Consider the following 20,870-nt stretch of genomic DNA (forward strand, 5'->3'; position numbering starts at 1 on the left):
GCACGGTGCCGCACCTACCGAGTGCACCGCGCCGGGCCCGGCGGACCGCCGGCGCGAGCACGATCCTCACCTCACATCACTTCGCGCGCGCCGCCCGGCGGCGCTCGATCGCGGCCGCGACGCCGTCGCCGTAGGCAGCATCGGCTCGGCCGAAGTGCTCGAGCGCACGGGCGACGATGTCCTCGGGCACGCCTTCGATATGACGCGCGATGTTCTCGAACAGCCGTTGCCGTTCGCCTTCGCCGAGCAGGCGAACGAGTGCGCCGGGCTGGCTGTAGTAATCGTCGTCCTCGCGATGATCGTAGCGGTCGATCGTGCCCGCAGCGAGCGGCGGCTCGGCCGCGCTGCGATCCTGCGCGAACGTGCCGAAGCGGTTCGGCTCGTAGTTCGGCGCGCCGCCGAGGTTGCCGTCGGTCCGCATCGCGCCGTCGCGATGAAACGCCTGATGGAACGGGCATTTGGGCGCATTCACCGGAATCTGATGATGATTGACGCCGAGCCGGTAACGCTGCGCATCGCCGTATGAGAAGAGCCGTCCTTGCAACAAGCGATCGGGCGAGAAGCCGATGCCGGGCACGACATTGGCCGGCGTGAAGGCTGCCTGCTCGACGTCGGAGAAATAGTTGCCCGCGTTCCGGTTCAACTCGATCACGCCGACGTCGATCAGCGGATAGTCCTTATGCGGCCATACCTTCGTAATATCGAACGGGTTGTACGGCACGTTGGCGGCATCGGCTTCCGGCATTACTTGAATGCGGAAATACCACTTCGGGAAGTCGCCCGCTTCGATACTCTCGATCAAGTCGCGCTGCGCGCTTTCGCGATCGCCGGCGATCACTTGCGCGGCTTGTTCATCCGTATAGTTTTCGACGCCCTGTGCCGACTTGAAGTGAAATTTGACCCAGAACCGTTCGCCCCCTTCGTTCACGAACGAGAACGTGTGCGAACCGAAACCGTGCTGCTGGCGGTAGTTGCGCGGAATCCCGCGGTCGCTCATGAGAATCGTGACTTGGTGCAGCGATTCCGGATGGCGCGTCCAAAAATCCCACGCCGCGATATTGCTGCGCAAGTTCGTGTACGGGTCGCGCTTTTGGGAATGGATGAAATCCGGGAACTTGAGCGGATCGCGAACGAAAAACACAGGCGTGTTGTTGCCGACGACATCCCAGTTGCCCTCCTCCGTATAGAACTTGATCGAGAAGCCGCGCACGTCGCGTTCCGCGTCGGCCGCGCCGCGCTCGCCCGCCACCGTCGAGAAGCGGATGAAGAGCGGCGTTTCCTTGCCCACTTCGCTGAACAACTTCGCCTTCGTGTACTTCGAGATGTCGTGCGTGACGACGAAACGGCCGAACGCGCCCGATCCCTTCGCGTGCACGCGGCGCTCGGGAATGACCTCACGATCGAAATGCGCGAGCTTTTCGAGCAGCCAGACGTCTTGAAGGGCGATCGGGCCGCGCGCGCCGGCCGTCAACGAGTTTTGGTTGTCGGCGACAGGTGCGCCGGCGGCGGTCGTCAGTTTGCGGTCGGTCATCGTGTGATCCTCAAAGGGAAGAATCGTTTATCGGTTGTTGTGATCGGCTCGGTCGTGCCACGGCATCGATGCGGCAATCCGAGCGCGGAAATGCGGTTGGACCGAGCCGCTCAGGCGGCGAGCGCGCGATCCGCGAGCAAGGAGAAGACAGCGTTGCGCGAGCGGCGCAGCACGGCAGCCAGCCGCCCACTTGCGCGTGGCCGCGACGGCGAGGAAACGACTCGGGCGATGAGTTGGGACATGACTTTCTCCAGGTTGGGCGCGATCGTGCAATCGGCGCGATCCATGGAGAGAAGGATAAAGAAAGCTATCGAATAACTGTATTTAATTGTTTTTATCTATTCGATAGCCCCCGCCGAGGTGAGCCCTCGGCGGGGGAGCCAAGCTCAGTTGACGACGGCCGGCATGTCGAGCTTGCTGACGCCGGGCAGCTCGCAAGAGCCGATCGCCTCGCTGATGGCATCGATAGCCGGCATGCGCGTAAAGCTCTTGCGCCAAGCCAGCACCACGCGGCGGTCCGGCACGGGCTCCTCGAACGGCACATAGCTGAGCAACCCCGCGTCGGGCCCGCCCGCGTGCGCCCGCACCTCGGGCACCGACATCCGCGGCAGCACGGTGATGCCCACGCCGCTCGCCACCATATGCCGAATCGTCTCCAGCGAGGAGCCTTCGAACGTCTTTTGGATACCGTCCGCCGTCTGCGAAAACCGCATCAATTCGGGACATACGCCTAGCACATGATCGCGGAAGCAATGGCCGTTGCCGAGCAGCAGCATCGTTTCTTGCTTCAGATCGTTCGCATCGATCTTCTTGCGCGACTCCCATGCGTGCCCTGCCGGCAAAGCCACGACGAACGGTTCGTCGTAAAGCGGGCGCACCATCAGCCCCGTTTCCGGGAACGGCAAGGCCATGATGGCGACGTCGATCTCACCTTGCTTGAGCAGCTCGATGAGCTTGAGCGTGTAATTCTCCTGCAGCATCAGCGGCATCTGCGGCACGGCTCTGATCATCTGCTTGACGAGCGTCGGCAGCAGATACGGCCCGATCGTATAGATCACCCCCAAACGCAGCGGCCCCACGAGCGGATCCTTGCCTTGCTTCGCGATTTCCTTGATGGCCAGCGTCTGCTCGAGCACGCGCTGCGCCTGCGTGACGATCTGTTCGCCGATCGGCGTCACGCTCACTTCGCTCGTGCCGCGCTCGAAAATCTGCACGTTCAGTTCGTCCTCGAGCTTCTTGATCGCAACCGACAAGGTGGGCTGGCTGACGAAGCACGCCTCGGCGGCGCGGCCGAAATGCCGCTCGCGCGCAACCGCGACGATGTATTTCAGTTCAGTGAGCGTCATTGGGGGACCAATCAGGACATTGAAATCGATAGGTTTATCTTATACACCCACGAAAGCAATTCGCCAACTGGGCTGCGTGTCCTGGCCCGCATGCCGGCTCGGATCGCCCGTTCGGAACATCGGCCGTCGCCGTTTACGCCTTCAAGAATTGCTCGCGCCCACCGAGCCAACGCGCCAAATGCTGAAGGACGACGTCCGGGTACTCGGCGATGAGCCGCGCCGCGGCTTCGCGTGCCGGTTCGATCAGCCAGGCGTCGTTTTCCAAACTGGCGAAGCGCAGCATCGCCGCTCCGGACTGCCGCGCGCCCAGAAATTCACCGGGGCCGCGAATGTCGAGATCGCGCCGGGCGATCTCGAACCCATCCGTGGTCTCGCGCATCGTTTTCAGACGTTCGCGCGCCGTCAGCGAAAGCGGGTTGCTGTAGAGCAGCACGCAGATGGAGGCGGCGCTGCCGCGCCCCACGCGCCCGCGCAACTGATGCAACTGCGCGAGTCCGAAGCGTTCGGCATGCTCGATCACCATCAGCGAGGCGTTCGGCACGTCCACGCCCACCTCGATGACGGTGGTGGCCACGAGCAGTTGCACGTCGTTGCGCGAGAACGCATCCATGACGGCGGCCTTCTCGGCCGGCGGCAAGCGCCCATGCACGAGGCCCACGCGCAGCTCCGGCAGCGCCTGGGCAAGCGTTTCATAGGTCTCGATCGCGGTTTGCAACTGCAAGGTCTCGCTTTCCTCGATCAGCGGGCAGACCCAATACACCTGCCGGCCCGTGAGCGCGGCTTCGCGCACGCGGGCGATGACCTCGTCGCGACGCGCGTCGGAAATCAGCTTCGTGACGATGGGGGTGCGCCCCGGGGGCAATTCGTCGATCGTCGAGACGTCGAGATCGGCGTAATAAGTCATCGCGAGCGTGCGCGGAATCGGCGTGGCCGACATCATCAGTTGATGCGGCTGGAACGGCGCACCGCCCTCGGCCGCGCGGTCGGCCTTGGCGCGCAACGCCAGCCGCTGCGCGACGCCGAATCGATGCTGCTCGTCGACGATGACCAGCCCGAGACGCGCGAATTGCACCGTGTCCTGAATGATCGCGTGCGTGCCGATCACGAGTTGAGCCGCCCCGCTCGCCGCCGCTTCCACGGCCGCGCGCTTTTCCTTCGCTTTCAAACTGCCCGCGAGCCAGGCCACGGTGACCCCGAGCGGCTCGAGCCAGCCGCGCAGCTTGCGCGCATGCTGCTCGGCGAGGATTTCCGTGGGCGCCATCATCGCCGCCTGGTAGCCGCAGTCGATCGCTTGCGCGGCCGCCAACGCGGCCACGACGGTTTTGCCGCTGCCCACGTCACCTTGCAATAGTCGTTGCATCGGATGGGGCGCGCCGAGATCCGCCTCGATCTCGGCGACGACGCGCGCCTGCGCGCCCGTCAGTTGGAACGGCAAGGCCGCCGACAAACGCTCGACGAGCGTATGCGCCCCCGCGCCGCGCGGCATCGAGGGCGCCGAGCGCGCACGCCGCTCCTCGTGGGCGCGTTTGAGCGAAAGCTGCTGGGCGAGCAATTCGTCGAACTTGATGCGGGTCCAGGCGGGGTGCGTGCCGTCGATCAATGCCGATTCGTCGGCGCCCGCGCTCGGGTGATGGAGCACACGCACGGCCTGCGCGAGCGGCGGCAAATCGAGCGGCCGGCAATACGCGTCGGCCACGGGCGCGGGCAAGATCTCCGGCAGCGGCGTGCGAGCCAGCGCGTTGTCGATGGCTTTGCGCAAGTACGCCTGCGATACGCCCGCCGTACTCGGATAGACGGGCGTCAACGCTTGCGGCAACGGCGTATCGTCATCGACGGGCCGCACGGCCGGATGCACCATCTCCAAGCCGAAAAAGCCCCCGCGGACGTCGCCGCGCACGCGCAAGCGCACGCCGAGCGCCATCTGCTTCACCTGCGAGCCGTAGAAGTTCAGAAAACGCAGCGAGAGCTCGTCCCCGTGCGCGTCGCGCAGCTTAACGACGAGTTGCCGGCGCGGCCGGTAGGCGATCTCGTTGTCGACGACGATACCTTCGGTCTGCGCCGTCTCGCCGGGCAGCAACTCGCCGATCGGCGTGAGCGTCGTTTCGTCTTCGTAGCGCATCGGCAGATGCAAGACGAGATCGATGTCGCGCGTGAGGCCGAGCTTGGCCAGCTTGTCGGCCGTTTTCACGGGCTTGGCCGCCGGTTTATCGGCCGCCGGCCTTTTACGCCGCGTCGCGGCGCCGCCCGTCGCGGGCTCCGCCTGGGCTGCGTCGCCGCCGTCGCCCGCATCGAGCGAGCGCGCGGCGGACGCGGCTTTACGCCGCCTTCCCGCGGGTGCGAGCGGCGCGGGATCGTCGGCGGGATCGGTCGGACGCACTGGGGGCAACGGCATTCCTCTGCTGGCAAGTACAATAACGGTTTATTTTCCACGAACGGCATGCGGGGCCGGTCAGGCATCGCGCTTCGCGATCATAGCGGCTCGCGGGCCGCCCTGACGATCCCCCTCGCCGATCAACGCAGCATGTTCACGCTTTCCGATTTCGATTTCAATCTGCCACCCGAGTTGATCGCGCAAACGGCGCTGCCCGAACGCAGCGCGAGCCGCCTGCTCGAAGTCGATACGAGCGCCGCGCCCGCGCGCCTCGTCGACCGGCGTTTCGCCGAGCTACCCGAGTGCCTGGCACCCGGCGATCTGCTCGTCTTCAACGATACCAAAGTGCTCAAAGCGCGCTTCTTCGGCCAAAAGGCGAGCGGGGGCAAGATCGAGGTACTCATCGAGCGGCTCACGGGCGCGCGCACCGCGCTCGCGCAGATTCGCGCGAGCAAGAGTCCGGCCCCGGGCACCGTACTCACGCTCGCCGACGCGTTCGACGTGACCGTCGGCGAGCGCGTGGAGCCGTTCTACACGCTGCACTTTCCCGACGAGTGCCTCACGCTGATCGAGCGTTATGGCCGGCTGCCGCTGCCACCCTATATCGAGCACGATCCCGACGCGGCCGACGAAACGCGCTATCAAACGGTCTTTGCGCGCAATCCGGGCGCCGTTGCCGCACCCACGGCCGGTCTGCATTTCGACGAAGCGGTGCTCGCGCGGCTCGAGGCACGCGGCATCGAGAGCGCGACGCTGACGCTGCACGTCGGCGCGGGCACGTTCCAGCCCGTGCGCGTCGAGAACATCGCCGAGCACAAGATGCACAGCGAGTGGTATCAACTGCCGCAAACGCTCGTCGATAAAATCGCCGCCACGCGCGCGCGCGCAGGACGCGTCGTGGCCGTCGGCACGACGTCGATGCGGGCGCTGGAGGCGGCCGCGCGCGACGCCGCCGCCGCGGGCCGTCCGCTCGCGGCCACCTCGGCGGAAACGGATATATTCATCACCCCGGGCTATCGTTTTCGCATCGTCGACCGGCTCGTGACGAACTTTCACCTGCCGAAATCGACGCTGCTCATGCTCGTGAGCGCATTCGCCGGGGTGGATGCGATCCGCGACGCCTACCGGCACGCGATCGAGGAGCGCTATCGTTTCTTCAGCTACGGCGACGCGATGTTGCTGACGAGAGCCGAGAGTTAGCATCGCGCCCGGAGCGCGCCCATTTTTCATGCTTCCCGGGGAAAACCGGGAAGCGATTCCCCTGCGCCGGACTTGCGATCCGGAGTTGGCGCTTTAGCGCCTACTCTGGTCTCATGCAGAGCAGTCCGGTAGCACTTGGAGCCTATCGATGACCGCAGGTCATACCCACGATCACTCGCCGTCCCCCGAATCGGGCTTGCCCGGTCTCAAATTCGAACTGCTTAAAACCGACGGTCTCGCTCGCCGCGGCCGCGTCACGCTCAATCATGGCGTGGTCGAGACGCCGATCTTCATGCCGGTCGGCACCTACGGCACCGTCAAGGCGATCGCGCCGCGCGAACTCGAGGAAATCCAAGCTCAGATCATCCTCGGCAACACGTTCCACCTGTGGCTGCGCCCCGGCTTGGACACGGTCGCCGCCCATGGCGGGCTGCACGGCTTCATGGGCTGGCGCCGGCCGATCCTGACCGATTCGGGCGGCTTCCAAGTGTTCTCGCTCGGCGATCTGCGCAAGATCACTGAGGACGGCGTCACGTTCGCCTCGCCCGTGAACGGCGATAAGCTGTTCCTCTCGCCCGAAGTGTCGATGCAGATTCAAAAGGTGCTGAACTCGGATATCGTCATGCAGTTCGACGAATGCACGCCCTACGCGACCGACGGCGTCCCGACGAGCCGCGACGATGCGGCCGCCTCGATGCGCATGTCGATGCGTTGGGCCAAGCGCTCGATCGCGGAGTTCAACCGGCTCGGCAATCCGAACGCGCTATTCGGGATCGTGCAAGGCGGCATGTTCGAGGATTTGCGCGACGAATCGCTCGCGGGGCTCTCCGAGCTCGGCTTCCACGGTCTGGCGGTGGGCGGCCTGTCGGTCGGCGAGCCGAAGGAGGACATGATGCGCGTGCTCGAGCACGTCGGCCCCAAGCTGCCGGCCGACAAGCCGCATTACCTGATGGGCGTCGGCACGCCCGAGGACCTCGTGGCCGGCGTGGCCTCCGGCATCGACATGTTCGATTGCGTCATGCCGACGCGCAACGCGCGCAACGGCTGGCTCTTCACGCGCTTCGGCGACATCAAGATCCGCAACGCGACGCATAAGAATTCGCTGCGCCCGCTCGACGAAAGCTGCGGCTGCTATACCTGCCGCAATTTCACGCGCGGATATTTGCACCATTTGCATCGCGTCGGCGAAATTCTCGGCGCCCAGCTCAATACGATCCATAACCTGCATTACTACTTGGAACTCATGAGCGAAATTCGAGAAGCCATCGAAACGGGGACGTTCGAGGCATTTCGCCGCCGTTTTCGAGACGAACGCGCGCGCGGCGTCGATTAGCGCGCGCGGCGGCATCGTGGGCGGCCCGCGCCCGCGCTGGCGCCAATGGACCGGGGCCGGCGGGTGAGGAAACCACCCAGCCGGCGCGCCGGGCGCCGGTGGTAAAATACGCGGCTATTTTTCGATCGCCTTCGATCGTTCAGATCGTCATTTATGGAGAAACCAACGTGTCGCTGATTTCCAACGCATTCGCGCAAGGCGCAGCCGGCGGCGGCGCCGAGTCGAATCTGATGAGCTTTTTGCCGCTCATCCTTATGTTCGCGGTGCTGTATTTCATCATGATTCGTCCGCAGATGAAGCGCCAAAAGGAGCATCGCAGCATGCTCGCAGCGATGGCCAAGGGCGATGAAGTCGTGACCAACGGCGGCATGGTCGGCAAGATCACGAAAGTCGGCGAAGCCTACGTCGGCATCGAAATCGCCGAAGGCACGGAAATCACCGTGCAAAAGGGCGCCGTCACGACGATCCTTCCGAAAGGCACGATCAAATCGCTCTGACGCGGCCAGCAAGCTGCCGTGCCCGGCCCAAGGCGGCGCGGCGCGCCTAGCGCGTCACGCTCCGTCGGCAGCCCGGTAGCCGCAGGCCACGCCCCACGCCAACCCACCCGTTCGGCTCCCCCATGAATCGCTACCCCCTTTGGAAATATGTCGTGATGGCCGTGGCGCTCGCCATCGGCCTTCTGTACACATTGCCCAACTTTTTCGGCGAAGCGCCGGCCGTGCAGGTGCTCAGCGGCAAAGTGACGGTCAAGCTCGATACCGCCACGCTTTCGCAAGTGGAATCCGCGCTTGCCGCCAATCACATCAAGCCTGACGAAGTCACGTTCGACAATGCGTCGACGAACGCCAACATCCGCGTTCGCCTGAAGGACACCGACACGCAGTTGCACGTCAAGGATCTGCTGCAAAAGACGCTCAACCCCGACCCGAACGATCCGCAATACGTCGTGGCGCTGAACTTGCAAAGCGCGTCACCGCGCTGGCTCACCGCCTTGCACGCATTGCCGATGTACCTCGGTCTCGATTTGCGCGGCGGCGTTCACTTCCTGATGCAGATCGACATGGCGGGCGCGCTGAACAAGCGGCTCGACTCCGATGCGTCCGATGCCCGCACGTTCTTGCGCGACAACGGTATCCGCGAAGGCGGCGTCAATCGCGTCGGCCAATCGGTCGTCATCGATTTCGCCGATCAAGCCACGGCGGACAACGCGCGCACGCAATTGACGCGCAACGTCACCGAATTGCAATGGACCACGAGCACGTCCGCCGCGGGCGGCGTTCAAGTCGTCGGAGCGTTCGCGCCCGCGCAACTGAATGCGGTCGAGGAAGCGGCGGTCAAGCAAAACATCCAGACGCTGCACAATCGCGTGAACGAACTCGGTGTGACCGAGCCCGTGATCCAGCAGCAAGGCGCCGATCGCATCGTCGTCGAGCTGCCGGGTGTCCAGGACACCGCGAAGGCCAAGGAAATCATCGGCCGCACCGCCACGCTCGAGGCGCGCTTGGCCGACCCGGTCAACACGCATCCGGCGCCGGGCGAGGCCGTGCCCCCCGGCGACGAGCTCTTCACCGAAGGCGCGCAAACGCCGGTGCTGCTGCGCAAGCAAGTGATTTTCACGGGCGACAGCATCATCGATGCTTCGGCCGGCTTCGACGAACATCAGCGCCCCTCGGTCACCATCCGCTTGAACTCGGCCGCGGGCCGCGCCGTCGCGAGCGTGTCGCGCGACAACATCGGCAAGCCGATGGCGATGGTGCTGTTCGAAAAGGGCAAGGGCCAAGTGCTGACGGTCGCGACGATCCAGTCAGAACTCGGCGATCGTTTCCAAATCACGGGCCAGCCCACGCCGCAAGCCGCTTCCGATCTCGCGCTGCTGCTGCGCGCGGGTTCGCTGGCCGCGCCGATGGACATCATCGAAGAGCGCACGATCGGCCCGAGCCTCGGCGCCGACAACATCAAGAAGGGCTTCGATTCGGTCATCTACGGCTTCGCCGCGATCGCCGTCTTCATGGTCGCCTACTACTTGCTGTTCGGTGTGGTGTCCGTTATCGGCCTGTCGGTCAACTTGTTGCTGCTCATCGCCGTCCTGTCGATGCTGCAAGCCACGCTGACGCTGCCGGGTATCGCGGCTATCGCGCTCGCGCTCGGGATGGCGATCGACTCGAACGTGCTGATCAACGAGCGCGTACGTGAAGAATTGCGCCACGGCGCACCGCCGCAGTTGGCCATCCAAAACGGTTATGCACACGCCTGGGCGACGATTCTCGACTCGAACGTCACCACGTTGATCGCGGGTTTGGCCTTGCTCGCATTCGGCTCCGGTCCCGTGCGCGGTTTCGCGATCGTGCACTGTATCGGCATCTTGACGTCGATGTTCTCGGCGGTGTTCTTCTCGCGCGGCCTCGTCAACGCATGGTACGGCGGCAAGAAGAAGCTCAAGTCGCTCGCGATCGGCCAAGTGTGGCGTCCGGCCGGCGCGGAAGGCGTGGCTTATGCGCAAGTGACCACCGATGCCGACGACAGCACGGATACGATGCGCGCGGCCAAGGCCGTCGCCGTGCAACCGAAGGCCAAGGGCGGACAAAACGGTACGAAGCCGGTCCTGCGTAATCGCGCGCGCGAAGGTGCTGCGTCGCGCAAACCGGGCGCGCCCCGCTAATCGGTTCGCGAGAACCCGGAGACCAGACCATGGAATTTTTCCGTATCCGCAAAGACATCCCGTTCATGCAGCGCGCGTTGCTGTTCAACGCGATTTCGTTCTTGACGTTCTTCGCGGCGGTGTTTTTCTTGCTCCATCGCGGGCTGCATCTGTCGGTGGAATTCACGGGCGGCACCGTCATCGAAGTGCAATATCCGCAGGCCGTGCAACTCGATCCGTTACGCAAGACGCTCGATACGCTCGGCTACGGCGACGCTCAGGTGCAGACGTTCGGCACCTCGCGCGACGTGATGATCCGGCTGCCGCTCAAGCAGGGCCTCACGTCGTCGCAGCAGAGCGAACAAGTCATGGCGGGACTCAAGACGCAAGACGCCTCGGCGCAACTGCAACGCGTCGAATTCGTCGGCCCGCAAGTGGGCAAGGAGCTGGCCACCAACGGCTTGCTTGCGCTCGCCTGCGTCGTCGCCGGCATCGTCATTTACTTGTCGTTCCGCTTCGAATGGAAGTACGCGGTGGCCGGCATCATCGCCAACTTGCACGACGTCGTGATCATTCTCGGCTTCTTCGCGTTCTTCCAATGGGAGTTTTCGCTGTCGGTGCTCGCCGCGGTGCTAGCCGTGCTCGGGTACTCGGTCAACGAATCGGTCGTTATTTTCGACCGGATTCGCGAGACCTTCCGCCGCGAACGCAAGATGACCGTGATGGAAGTCATCAATCACGCGATCACGAGCACGATGTCGCGTACGATCATCACGCACGGCTGCACGCAGATGATGGTGCTCTCGATGTTCATCTTCGGCGGCCCGACGCTGCATTACTTCGCGCTCGCACTGACGATCGGCATCTGCTTCGGTATCTATTCGTCGGTGTTCGTCGCGGCAGCGCTCGCGATGTGGCTCGGCGTGAAGCGCGAGGATCTGCTCAAGGATACGAAACCGCGTCACGATCCGAGCGATCCGAACGCCGGCGCTCAAGTCTAAGCGGCTCGTTCGTCAAAGCTGTGCGCCATGCCCTGGCGCGCAGCACACGGCGCGCATGCGGTCGATTCCGCTGCGCGCCGTTTTTGTTTGCCGGCGCGACCTCGCACTCTCACTCGGTGCGCATGCGAGCGAAGCGCTAAGCGCCGAATCCACCCCACCGCGCGGCACGTTTCAAAATCGAAACGTTTCGGTCCGATTCCCTCTCCTATGCGCGCCCCTCGCAGCCGGCAGGCCCAACGGCGCGGCGCGGCATGCGGATTGCTTCAAGCAGCCGCATCGATGCGCAATGAATGGAAGCCGCCATGAGCACAGAACCCGGGACGGTGACGCCGCTCCCGCCTCGAACGATTACGACGCCCACGCGGCAGCAGCGAACGAACGCGATTCGCTCAGCCGTCGATCAATTCGCCGCGCGCGTGAAGCTGACCGAAGCGGAGCAGCACCTGCTCGGCCTCGTCATCGACGAGGCCCTGCAAGCGGCCGCGCCCGGGCCATCGAGGCTGGCGGGCGCGGACGCGTCCAATGAAACGACGTTGCCGACGTCCAACTAGTGCTTATTGCGGCTGATAGTTGATGAACGCCAGCGATCCGTCGGCCGCGAGCATGAACAGCCCGTCGCTCCCGTTATTGACGATGCCGGACATTTGCCCGGTGAACATGGCATTGGCGGTGCCTACCGGCTGAATGTTGTTCGACCAGAAGTTGTTCGCCGTCAGTGCCTCGGCCACGAGATACACTTGTCCGCTGGGCGTCGCCCAAGCGAGATTGGCCGTGCCGTTGTTCGATAACATGACCGGCGCGGCATTCGAGATCGGGTATTGCTCGCTCGTGATGTTGTTGATCGGCCCCCACTGCGGGAAGCTCGGCGGCGCGCAATAGACGAGCGGGTTTTGCCCCTGTCCCGCGTTCGCGTTGTATCCGGCGTACGCCGCGTTTTGCAGCCGGCTATCGAAATTCGCCGCCGGACCGTTGGCGAATTGCGGCGCCGGCTGCGGCGGCACGGTCGTGCCGACCACGGTGAACGGGCTCCAAGAGTCGTAACCGCCGCCCGCATATTGCGTCGATTGATACATATTCGGCTGATTGCCGATCAAGACGGCCTGCAATCGCCCGCTGTTCTGCAACAGGAATACGGGGAATTCGATTTGCGACGCGTTGAAGCCGCTGCCGAGGTGGCTCCACGACGACCACTGCGGGTTGCTCCCCACGGACGTTTCCCAGGCATGCCAGAGATTGCCGTTCGTATCGAGCGCGAACGCTTCGAGCCGTGCATTCGTGTTCTGCACGAGTTGAACCGGGCCCGTGAAATTGGTGCTGGACGGCGCGCCCGCGATCGCCACCCATGGCGTGTAGATGCCTTGGAACGGATTGATGTAGCTGATCTGGATCTGCCCCGTCTGCATACGGGCGATCACCGCGATCGATCCGTTTTGAGACAGCGCGGCCGCGGGACTGTAAGTCAACGTACCGCCCCAGGTCGACCACTTCCCTTTGGTCCCGGTCGAGTCGACCTGGCACATCCCGAGCCGGTTATCGAAATTGCGCGTAAACGCAAACAGCGAACCGGAGTAATACACGGGCGTCGGCAAACCACGAAACTGCCCACCGAGATTCGCCCATTCCGCCGTCGGGCTGACGGACAGCCGAGCAAAATCGGTTTCTTGAAACTCGTTCGTCGATAGAGGTGTGGACATGTTCGCTCCTGATCTCCTTGGTAACGTGCGGCGTGCTTCAGCCTTCGTCTCGCCGCACGACGGGCGGTGGCGGGCGGCATGCGCTCGCCCATGAAACGGCTGACACCAACGTGAACCAATCGCGTTTTGCTTTTTTGATTTTTGATTGAAGCACCGGCCGCGCCCTCCGGGTAGGACGCCGATCGGCTTGAAACGCTCGCGACCCGGCCCTCGCGAACCCTCGCTCGCGTCAGATGCGAACGATGTATATCGGGGGCCGAATTGAGCTTAGTGCATGCATGTGCGCACGGAAGCCGCACCTATCTAGGTTGATAGGTGCTCCGGTCGTGGCGAGGGGAAGTGAAGCAGGCCGCGAGAACGATGCAACTCGCGGCACATCCGGCTAGCGCAAGCCGAGCAACCGGCGCGCCGCGGAGAGCGCGACGAGACTCACGAGCGCGGCGAACATCAGGTAAAAACTCGGCGCCACCTTCTGCCCCGTCTCACGAATGAGCCAGGCGATGATGAACGGGCCGAAACCGCCGAAGATCGTGACTGCGATGTTGTAGGCGAGCGACATGCCCGTCGTGCGCGTCGCGACGGGAAAAATCTCGGACAGCAGCCCGGGCAGCGCCGCGAAATAGCCGGTCACCAAGATACCCATCGCCACTTGCACGGCGATCAGGGTGCCGGCGTTCGGCGAGGCGACGAGCCAGGCGAATGCCGGATAAATGAGCACGAGCATCAATGCCGCCGAGCCCAGCATGAGGCCCGTGCGCCCGATCTTGTCGGAGAGATGACCGACGATGGGCGAGCCGATCATTTGAATCATGCCCGTCAGCACCACGGCGGAAAACGACACGGACGCCGGCAGCCCCAACTGCTTCACGCTGTACGTCGGCATGAACAGCACGAGATAGGTCGCCACCGTGCCGAGCACGACGATCCCGATCGCAATCACGAGTCGCGCCTTATGGCCGGCGAACGTATCGCGCAGCGGCGACTCGGTCGGCTGCGCGGACAAGAACTCGGGCGTTTCGTCCACGTTCGACCGAATGTAGTAGGCGATCGGGCCGATCAGCAAACCGAACGCGAACGGCACGCGCCAGCCCCACGACATCAGTTGATCGGGGGTGAGCTTACCGGTGAGCACGCTGCCGAACACGGCAGCCAAGACGGTCGTGAGCCCTTGACTCGCCACCTGCCAACTGGCAAAAAAGCCGCGCCGCTGCGGAACGTGCTCCGCCAGGAACGCCGTCGCGCTGCCGAACTCTCCGCCTGCCGAGAACCCTTGCATCAGGCGCGCCAACACGAGAATCAACGGCGCCGCGATACCGATCGTCTCGTAGGTCGGCAGGACGACGATGATGGCCGTGCCGATCATCATCAACAAGATCGAGAGCGTGAGCGCCGCCTTGCGGCCGGCGCGGTCGGCATAGGCGCCGATCACGATCGCGCCGAGCGGGCGCATGAAGAACGAGACGCCGAACGTGCCGAGCGTGAGCAGTAGCGACACGGTATCGTTGCCGGCCGGAAAGAACAGCTTGGCGATCACGACGGCGAAAAAGCCGTAGACGACCAGATCGAACCACTCGAGCGCATTACCGATCGAGGTTGCCAATACCGCGCGCCAGACGTGCCCGCGGGAATTCATCGATGCTGCCGCCAACGTTTCGCTCATGCCAGTCTCCTGTCGTGGTGTGCGGAGGAAATCCTCGACCAAGGCGCCCGTTCATCGCGGACACCCTTTGTTGGATTAGATGCGCGCGCAACCGTATGCAGCCGGATGGCGGCCGGCGCCCAGTATCGCCCGCCACCGTGCCACATGCAACGTACGCATTCTCAGCGGATGAAAAAAACCGCCCGAAGCGACAGGCTCGCGGGCGGTTTTTGCTTCGATTCCGGCGACGAGGCGACGCCTCGTCACGACGCTTATTGCTTCACGCCTTCGGCCTGAATCTCCAGCTTCGTGTCCATGTTGAAGCCGTATTGCTTGCCGAAGTCGAGGCCGAACTCGTCGCGCTGGAAATCGGCGCGCGCTTCGACGCCGCAGACTTCGCGCTTGAGCATCGGGTGCATCATGCACTTGAACGATTCGATCGTGAGGTTCACCGGCTTGGTCACGCCATGCAGCGTCAACGTCCCGATCACTTCGACGGGCTTATCGCCGTCGAACTTGATTTGCGTCCCCTTATAGACCGCTTGCGGATACTTGGCGACGTCGAAGAACGCCGGCGTTTGCAGGTGTTCATTGAGTTTGTCGTTGCCCGTATCGATCGATGCCGGATCGATCGTCACCTCTAGATTGCCGGTCTTGTTTTCACGATCGAGCGTCACGGTGCCCGTCGTCTTCGTGAACTTGCCGCGCCAAACCGACAACCCGCCGAAGTGATCGGCGGCAAAGCTCGGATAGGTGTGGCTCGGATCGAGTTGATAGGTAGCGGCGAACGCCGGCGTGAGCGAGCCGATCGATGCGGCCGCGACGGCGGCGGTGATGAGAGTGCGAATGTTCAATGGATTCTCCTTGTTAAAAGCCGCTTATGACTTCTTCGGTACGACGATGTGAAATTTGATTGTGACTTCATCGGCGACCGTCGACGTATCTTTCCACTCGCCGGTACCGACGTCGAACTTCAAGCGGCTGATGGGCAGCGTGCCGTCGAACGTTTGCGCGGCGCCTTGCTGGCCGACCGTCATCGGAAACGAAACGTTTTGCGATTTGCCTTTGATCGTCAGCGTGCCCGTGACGGTGTACTTGCCGGCGCCGGCCGGCGCGATCGTCGACGAAACGAAGGTGGCCTTCGGGAACGTCTTGGTGTCGAACCAATCCTTACCGCGCACTTGCTCGTTGTAGCTGTCGTCGCCGAGGTCGTAGCTGCCGACGTCGACCGTGAACTGCGCGCTGCCCGCCGCGGGCTTGGCCGGATCGAAGCTCACCTTCGCGTCGAACTTCTTGAATTTGCCCTCCACGGGCACGTTCATCTGCTTGGAGGTGGCGGTAACGCTGCTTTTCGCGGTATCGACTTGCGCGAATACGATACCCGAGGCGGCCATCGAAGCGGCCGTGAACGCCGCGAGCATGTAACGGTAAAACGAAGCTTTCATTTTCATCCTTGCCGGTTGACGTCTTTCACTTCTCTTGCAATCGTCTGAAATCGAGGTGTCGTGGCTTCGCTTTCAACCATGGAATCATCCTGGCGAGCAAACCGTCTCGATCGATCCATTGGTGCTTGAGCGCGGCGCCGACATGCGCCAGTACGAGCGCAGCCAAGGTCCAATTCAAAACCAGGTGCGCCGTTTTGAAGAGTGCTTTGAGCGCCGGGTCGGGCGCGATCAGGCGCGGCAACGGAACGATGCCCAGGTACACGACCGGCACGTTCGAGGCCGAACTGAACAAATAACCCGTCACCGGAATCGCAATCATCAAGACGTACAGCAGCACGTGAACGAAGTGCGCCGCGGCCCGCTGCCATGGCGCCATCCCGGCGGGCAACGGCGGCGCACGGTGGGTGGCGCGCCACATAATCCGCAAAGCCGCGAGCGCGAACACGGTCACGCCGATCCACTTGTGCCACGAGACATAGCGCAATTTGGCCGGCGTGAAGCCGTGGATGCTCGTCATCACCCAGCCGAGCGAAAAGCCGCAAATCATCAAGGCGGCGATGAGCCAATGCAGGCCGATCGCCGTCGAGGTATAAGCCTCGTCGGAAAAAGAAATCGAATCGCGGTGTCTCATCGCCGTGCCACGAAATTGAATCGACGCCATGCTACCGCAAGCCGCCGGTTCTTGCGGGGGCGCGGGCAGGACCCCCGGCGGCGCAACGTGGCGCGAAAGTTGCCCCAACCGTCGCGGGAGGCCGTCCGCGCTCCGCTCCGCCATTCACCCGCCGCATGAGCGGATGGCACCCCATTTGGTAAGATGGGCGCGGGTTTGCGGGGTGTCCGCCCGGAATTTGGGCGCCGAATCGATTACCGCGGTCAGTGAAGTCGAATGCAACGCCTATGAACCGAAACGACCTTATTGCATGTCACGACTGCGACGCACTGTTGCAAAAACCGCGTGATTGCGGAAAGGGCAGCCTACGCTGTCCGCGTTGCGGCGCGATCTTGCACCGCCCGAGCGCGATCCAGCTCGAGCGCATCACCGCGCTGACGCTCGCGGCCTTGTTCACGTTTTTGATCGCCCAGGCGTTCCCCATCGTCGAACTGGATTTGAACGGCGTGACGTCGCAAACGACGCTGATCGGCGCGCTAGTCGCGCTATGGAACGAAGGGATGGAACTCGTTGCGATCGCCGTGTTTTGTTCGACGTTCCTCTTTCCGCTGATCGAGCTGACCGCCCTGCTTTACGTGCTCGTGCCGATTCGGGCCGGCGTGGTGCCGGTGGGCTTCAATCTCGTGCTCCGGGCGATTCAGTTCGTGCGGCCCTGGGGCATGATCGAGGTGCTCATGCTCGGCATTCTCGTCACCATCGTCAAAATGACGAGCCTTGCACGCGTGATTCCGGAGGCTGCGCTGTTCGCGTTCGGCGCGCTCACGCTCATGCTGGCCGTGGTCGTCATGTTCGATCCGCGAGCCCTATGGGATATCGCCGACGGCATTCTCGCGCGGCAGCGCCACGGCGTGCCGCCCCCGCCGCCGGCCTCGCCCGCTACGCCGGCCCCCAGCGGTCACGGCCAACCCCGATGAAATACTTGAGCGCCGCCCGTGCGGGCATGATCGGCTGCCATGCCTGCGGACACGTGCAAGTGCGCGCGGCCGGGGTGGGCGCGCGCGCGCGCGGCCGGCCGGCGACGCAGCCGCAGCCGCAGCACTGCGAGCGCTGCGGCGCGACGCTTCGCGTGCGCCGCCCCGACAGCGTTTCCCGCACATGGGCCCTGCTCATCGCCGCCGCCATTCTCTATATCCCGGCCAATCTGCTGCCCGTGCTCCACACGCGGTCGCTGTTCGGCAACGAGGACGACACGATCATGAGCGGCGTCGTCTACTTTTGGGTGTCGGGCGATTGGCCGCTCGCCGTGATCGTCTTCGTCGCCAGCATTCTCGTGCCGATGCTCAAACTGTCGGTGCTCGCCCTGCTCGCCTGGACGACGCAGCGGCGCTCCGAGTGGCGCCCGCTCGAACGCACGATGCTCTATCGCATCGTCGAGCGCATCGGCCGCTGGTCGATGCTCGACGTGTTCGTCGTCACCTTGACCGTCGCGCTCGTGCGCTTCAAATCGCTCGCCGTCATCACGGCGGGCTGGGGCGCGCTCGCCTTCGCCAGTGTCGTCGTGCTGACGATGATGGCCGCGCTCCAATTCGATCCGCGCCTGATCTGGGATTGCGCGGACACCCGTACTTCACACGCTCCTGGACGAGACCATGACTAGCCCGCAAGGACAGCCTCCCTCCGCGAACGGCGGCCCCCCGCAGGGTCCCGAGTTGCCGCCCGACCTGCCCGAGCCCATCGCCGCGCCGCGCTCGAGCTGGCTGCCTTCGCTCGTCTGGCTCGTACCGCTCATCGCGGCGCTCGTCGGCATCGCGCTCGTCGCCAAATCCGTGATCGCCCGCGGGCCGACGATCACGATCAGCTTCTCGACGGCCGAAGGCCTCGAGCCCGGCAAGACGAAGGTCAAATACAAAGACGTGGACATCGGCTCCGTGAAGACGATCCGGCTTTCGCGCGACCACTCGCGCGTCCTGGTATCGGTTCAGCTCACGAAAGAAGCCGAGGATTTCGCCGTCGAGGACACGCGCTTTTGGATCGTGCGGCCGCGTATCGGCACGAGCGGCGTCACAGGGCTCGGCACACTGCTGTCCGGCGCCTACATCGGGGTGGACGCGGGCCGCTCGCACGAATCGCAATCCGACTTCGTGGGACTGGAAAAGCCCCCGGCCGTCACCGGCGATCAAAAAGGACGCCGTTTCTCGCTGCACGGCGCCTCGCTCGGATCGATCGACATCGGCTCGCCGATCTATTACCGCCGTGTGCAGGTGGGCCAGGTCGTCGGCTTCTCGCTCGATCGCGACGGCACCGGCGTATCGATCGATGTCTTCGTCGATGCCCCCTACGACCAGTACGTCGGCATCAATTCGCGGTGGTGGCACGCAAGCGGCGTCGACCTGCGCCTCGATTCCAACGGCCTGAAGCTCAACACGCAGTCGCTGGCGACCGTCATCATCGGTGGACTCGCGTTCCAATCGCCGCCCGGCGAGCCCATCGGCACGGAGGCACCCGACAACACGGTATTCAGCCTGGCCAGCACCGAAAGCGACGCGATGCGCGCGCCCGACGGTCCGCCGCTCACCGTCGTCATGAACTTCAATCAGTCGCTGCGCGGGTTGTCGGTCGGCGCGACCGTCGACTTCCGCGGCATCGAACTCGGCGAGGTGACGGGCATCGGCATCAAGTACGATCCGAAGGCGCGCGACTTCACGATGCCGGTCACGATGAACTTGTACCCCGATCGTCTCGGCAGCCGCTTCCGCGAATCGATCGAGCACGGCGGCCAAGAAGCGGGCAGGCAGTTGCTGCGCACGCTCGTCAAACACGGGCTGCGCGGCCAGTTGCGCACCGGCAACTTGCTGACGAGCCAACTGTACGTCGCGCTCGATATGTTCCCGAAAGCCGCGCCGGCCACGTTCGACGCCGAACGCAACCCGCTCGAGCTGCCGACGGTGCCCAACGCGCTCGAGGAACTGCAGGTGCAGGTGGCCGACATCGCGAGAAAGCTCGATCAGATTCCGTTCGATCAAATCAGCAAGAATTTGAACGGGACGCTGCAAAGCGCGAACGGCCTGTTCAAGCAACTCGATACCCAGCTTGCGCCGCAGGCGCGCGAGACGCTGGCGGCCGCCCAGCGCACGTTCGGCGCGGCGCAGTCCACGCTGCAGCAGGACTCGCCGCTGCAATCGGATATGCATCAGGCACTGACGCAACTCACGCAAACGCTGCAAACGCTCAATGCGCTCGCCGATTATCTCGAGCGTCACCCCGAATCGCTGTTGCGCGGCAAAGCCAAGGACCAGACCCAACCATGAAGCGTCATCGATTCGCTCCTCGCCGCCGGCCGCTCGCATCGATCGGCGCGTATGCCGCCTGTGCCGCTTGGCTCGGCGCGGCGCTGCTCTCCGGTTGCGCCTCCTCGCCGTCGAGCCGCTTCTACACGCTCGGCGGTCCGAGCCAGACAGAGCGCGCGCCAACGGCACCGGCCGCAAAACCGCCGGCGTTCTTGATCGAAGTGCCGGCCGTCGATGTCCCCGCCCAAGTCGCCCGCAACCAACTCGTCGTGAGCGAAAGCGCGACGCGCGTCGATGTCCTCGAACAAGAACGCTGGGCATCGCTGCCGGCCGATGAAATCCGCCGCGCGCTCTCGGCGGATCTGGCCGCGCAGCTCGGCACGTTCGACGTTTTCGGCTCGCCGCATCCGGAAAACGTGCCCGTTTATCGCATCTCGGTGAACGTGAGCCGATTGGAGTCGTGGCCGGGTTCGCGCACCGTGCTCGACTCCGTCTGGAGCGTACGCTCGCTGCGCACGCAAACGCTCGTGACGTGTCATACCGTGCAACGCGAGACGGTGGGCGCCGGATACGATGCGCTCGTGGCCGGGCATCGCCGCGCGGTCGGCGAGTTGTCGGATTCGATCGCGTCGGTCGTCCGCGCGCTGGCGTCCGGTGCGCGTGCGCCGGCGCCCGGCGGGCTCGATTGTTCGACCGGAAGCAGCGGGACCGAAGCGAGCCACGGGACGCCATAACGGGTTGGCGCCCGCCGGCCGCGTACAATGACGCCTTTGCA

19 protein-coding genes are annotated in these 20,870 nt (G+C 64.1%); 10 read left to right on the forward strand and 9 right to left on the reverse strand.

Annotated elements, in window-relative coordinates; all coding sequences use genetic code 11:
* Positions 1-76: 76 nt before the first annotated feature.
* The 4 genes from C0Z18_RS02770 to recG form a co-directional block, all read right to left on the reverse strand.
* Positions 77-1,531, reverse strand: a complete 1,455-nt coding sequence (locus C0Z18_RS02770) for a catalase (protein WP_102643838.1) — start codon at positions 1,529-1,531, stop codon at positions 77-79.
* A 110-nt stretch (positions 1,532-1,641) separates the two neighbouring features.
* Positions 1,642-1,773, reverse strand: coding sequence for a hypothetical protein (locus C0Z18_RS33750; protein WP_269845258.1), 132 nt, complete (start codon positions 1,771-1,773; stop codon positions 1,642-1,644).
* A 144-nt stretch (positions 1,774-1,917) separates the two neighbouring features.
* Positions 1,918-2,877, reverse strand: coding sequence for a LysR substrate-binding domain-containing protein (locus C0Z18_RS02775; RefSeq protein WP_102643839.1), 960 nt, complete (start codon positions 2,875-2,877; stop codon positions 1,918-1,920).
* A gap of 133 nt (positions 2,878-3,010) precedes the next feature.
* Complete coding sequence (recG, locus tag C0Z18_RS02780; protein WP_102643840.1) at positions 3,011-5,269, reverse strand: ATP-dependent DNA helicase RecG; 2,259 nt, start codon at positions 5,267-5,269, stop codon at positions 3,011-3,013.
* A gap of 129 nt (positions 5,270-5,398) precedes the next feature.
* On the opposite strand from recG, the gene queA reads away from it, so the two are divergent.
* The 6 genes from queA to C0Z18_RS02810 all read left to right on the forward strand — a co-directional run bounded on the left by queA (position 5,399) and on the right by C0Z18_RS02810 (position 11,971).
* Positions 5,399-6,448 carry a tRNA preQ1(34) S-adenosylmethionine ribosyltransferase-isomerase QueA gene (gene queA / locus C0Z18_RS02785; protein WP_102644008.1) on the forward strand — a complete coding sequence of 350 codons (1,050 nt, stop codon included), beginning with the start codon at positions 5,399-5,401 and terminating at the stop codon, positions 6,446-6,448.
* Positions 6,449-6,596: 148 nt separating this feature from the next.
* Positions 6,597-7,781: a tRNA guanosine(34) transglycosylase Tgt gene (gene tgt / locus C0Z18_RS02790; protein ID WP_102643841.1), complete on the forward strand. Its 1,185-nt coding sequence runs from the start codon at positions 6,597-6,599 to the stop codon at positions 7,779-7,781.
* Between the two features lie 167 nt (positions 7,782-7,948).
* The gene (gene yajC, locus C0Z18_RS02795) at positions 7,949-8,278 is read left to right on the forward strand and encodes a preprotein translocase subunit YajC (protein ID WP_102643842.1); all 330 of its coding nucleotides are present in this window, start codon (positions 7,949-7,951) and stop codon (positions 8,276-8,278) included.
* Between the two features lie 122 nt (positions 8,279-8,400).
* Positions 8,401-10,440, forward strand: coding sequence for a protein translocase subunit SecD (gene secD / locus C0Z18_RS02800; protein WP_102643843.1), 2,040 nt, complete (start codon positions 8,401-8,403; stop codon positions 10,438-10,440).
* Between the two features lie 29 nt (positions 10,441-10,469).
* Positions 10,470-11,420 (forward strand): protein translocase subunit SecF, encoded by a 951-nt coding sequence (gene secF / locus C0Z18_RS02805; RefSeq protein ID WP_102643844.1) that lies wholly within the window; start codon positions 10,470-10,472, stop codon positions 11,418-11,420.
* A 302-nt stretch (positions 11,421-11,722) separates the two neighbouring features.
* Positions 11,723-11,971, forward strand: a complete 249-nt coding sequence (locus C0Z18_RS02810) for a hypothetical protein (RefSeq protein WP_146013923.1) — start codon at positions 11,723-11,725, stop codon at positions 11,969-11,971.
* A 3-nt stretch (positions 11,972-11,974) separates the two neighbouring features.
* Here C0Z18_RS02810 and C0Z18_RS02815 read toward each other — a convergent pair whose 3' ends face one another.
* The 5 genes from C0Z18_RS02815 to C0Z18_RS02835 form a co-directional block, all read right to left on the reverse strand.
* On the reverse strand, positions 11,975-13,114 hold the full coding sequence (locus C0Z18_RS02815; RefSeq protein WP_102643846.1) for a hypothetical protein: 1,140 nt from the start codon (positions 13,112-13,114) through the stop codon (positions 11,975-11,977).
* Between the two features lie 382 nt (positions 13,115-13,496).
* The gene (locus C0Z18_RS02820; protein WP_102643847.1) at positions 13,497-14,774 is read right to left on the reverse strand and encodes an MFS transporter; all 1,278 of its coding nucleotides are present in this window, start codon (positions 14,772-14,774) and stop codon (positions 13,497-13,499) included.
* A gap of 251 nt (positions 14,775-15,025) precedes the next feature.
* Complete coding sequence (locus tag C0Z18_RS02825) at positions 15,026-15,601, reverse strand: YceI family protein (protein WP_102644009.1); 576 nt, start codon at positions 15,599-15,601, stop codon at positions 15,026-15,028.
* A gap of 30 nt (positions 15,602-15,631) precedes the next feature.
* Positions 15,632-16,198: a YceI family protein gene (locus C0Z18_RS02830; RefSeq protein ID WP_102644010.1), complete on the reverse strand. Its 567-nt coding sequence runs from the start codon at positions 16,196-16,198 to the stop codon at positions 15,632-15,634.
* 25 nt (positions 16,199-16,223) lie between these two features.
* Entirely contained in the window at positions 16,224-16,829 is a 606-nt protein-coding gene (locus tag C0Z18_RS02835; RefSeq protein WP_102644011.1) for a cytochrome b, read from the reverse strand.
* Positions 16,830-17,095: 266 nt separating this feature from the next.
* Here C0Z18_RS02835 and C0Z18_RS02840 point away from each other — a divergent pair, with 266 nt between their 5' ends.
* From C0Z18_RS02840 to C0Z18_RS02855, 4 genes are read left to right on the forward strand one after another with little or no spacing between them, the layout of a single operon-like run.
* On the forward strand, positions 17,096-17,782 hold the full coding sequence (locus tag C0Z18_RS02840; protein WP_102643848.1) for a paraquat-inducible protein A: 687 nt from the start codon (positions 17,096-17,098) through the stop codon (positions 17,780-17,782).
* A complete protein-coding gene (locus C0Z18_RS02845; RefSeq protein WP_102643849.1) occupies positions 17,779-18,465 on the forward strand; it encodes a paraquat-inducible protein A in 687 nt (228 codons plus the stop codon). Before C0Z18_RS02840 ends, C0Z18_RS02845 begins: the two co-directional genes overlap by 4 nt.
* Complete coding sequence (locus tag C0Z18_RS02850; protein ID WP_102643850.1) at positions 18,458-20,116, forward strand: PqiB family protein; 1,659 nt, start codon at positions 18,458-18,460, stop codon at positions 20,114-20,116. Before C0Z18_RS02845 ends, C0Z18_RS02850 begins: the two co-directional genes overlap by 8 nt.
* On the forward strand, positions 20,113-20,829 hold the full coding sequence (locus tag C0Z18_RS02855; protein ID WP_102643851.1) for a PqiC family protein: 717 nt from the start codon (positions 20,113-20,115) through the stop codon (positions 20,827-20,829). Before C0Z18_RS02850 ends, C0Z18_RS02855 begins: the two co-directional genes overlap by 4 nt.
* The last annotated feature ends 41 nt before the right edge of the window (positions 20,830-20,870 follow it).

Origin of the sequence: Trinickia dabaoshanensis, assembly GCF_002879885.1 — a bacterium.
GTDB lineage: Bacteria > Pseudomonadota > Gammaproteobacteria > Burkholderiales > Burkholderiaceae > Trinickia > Trinickia dabaoshanensis.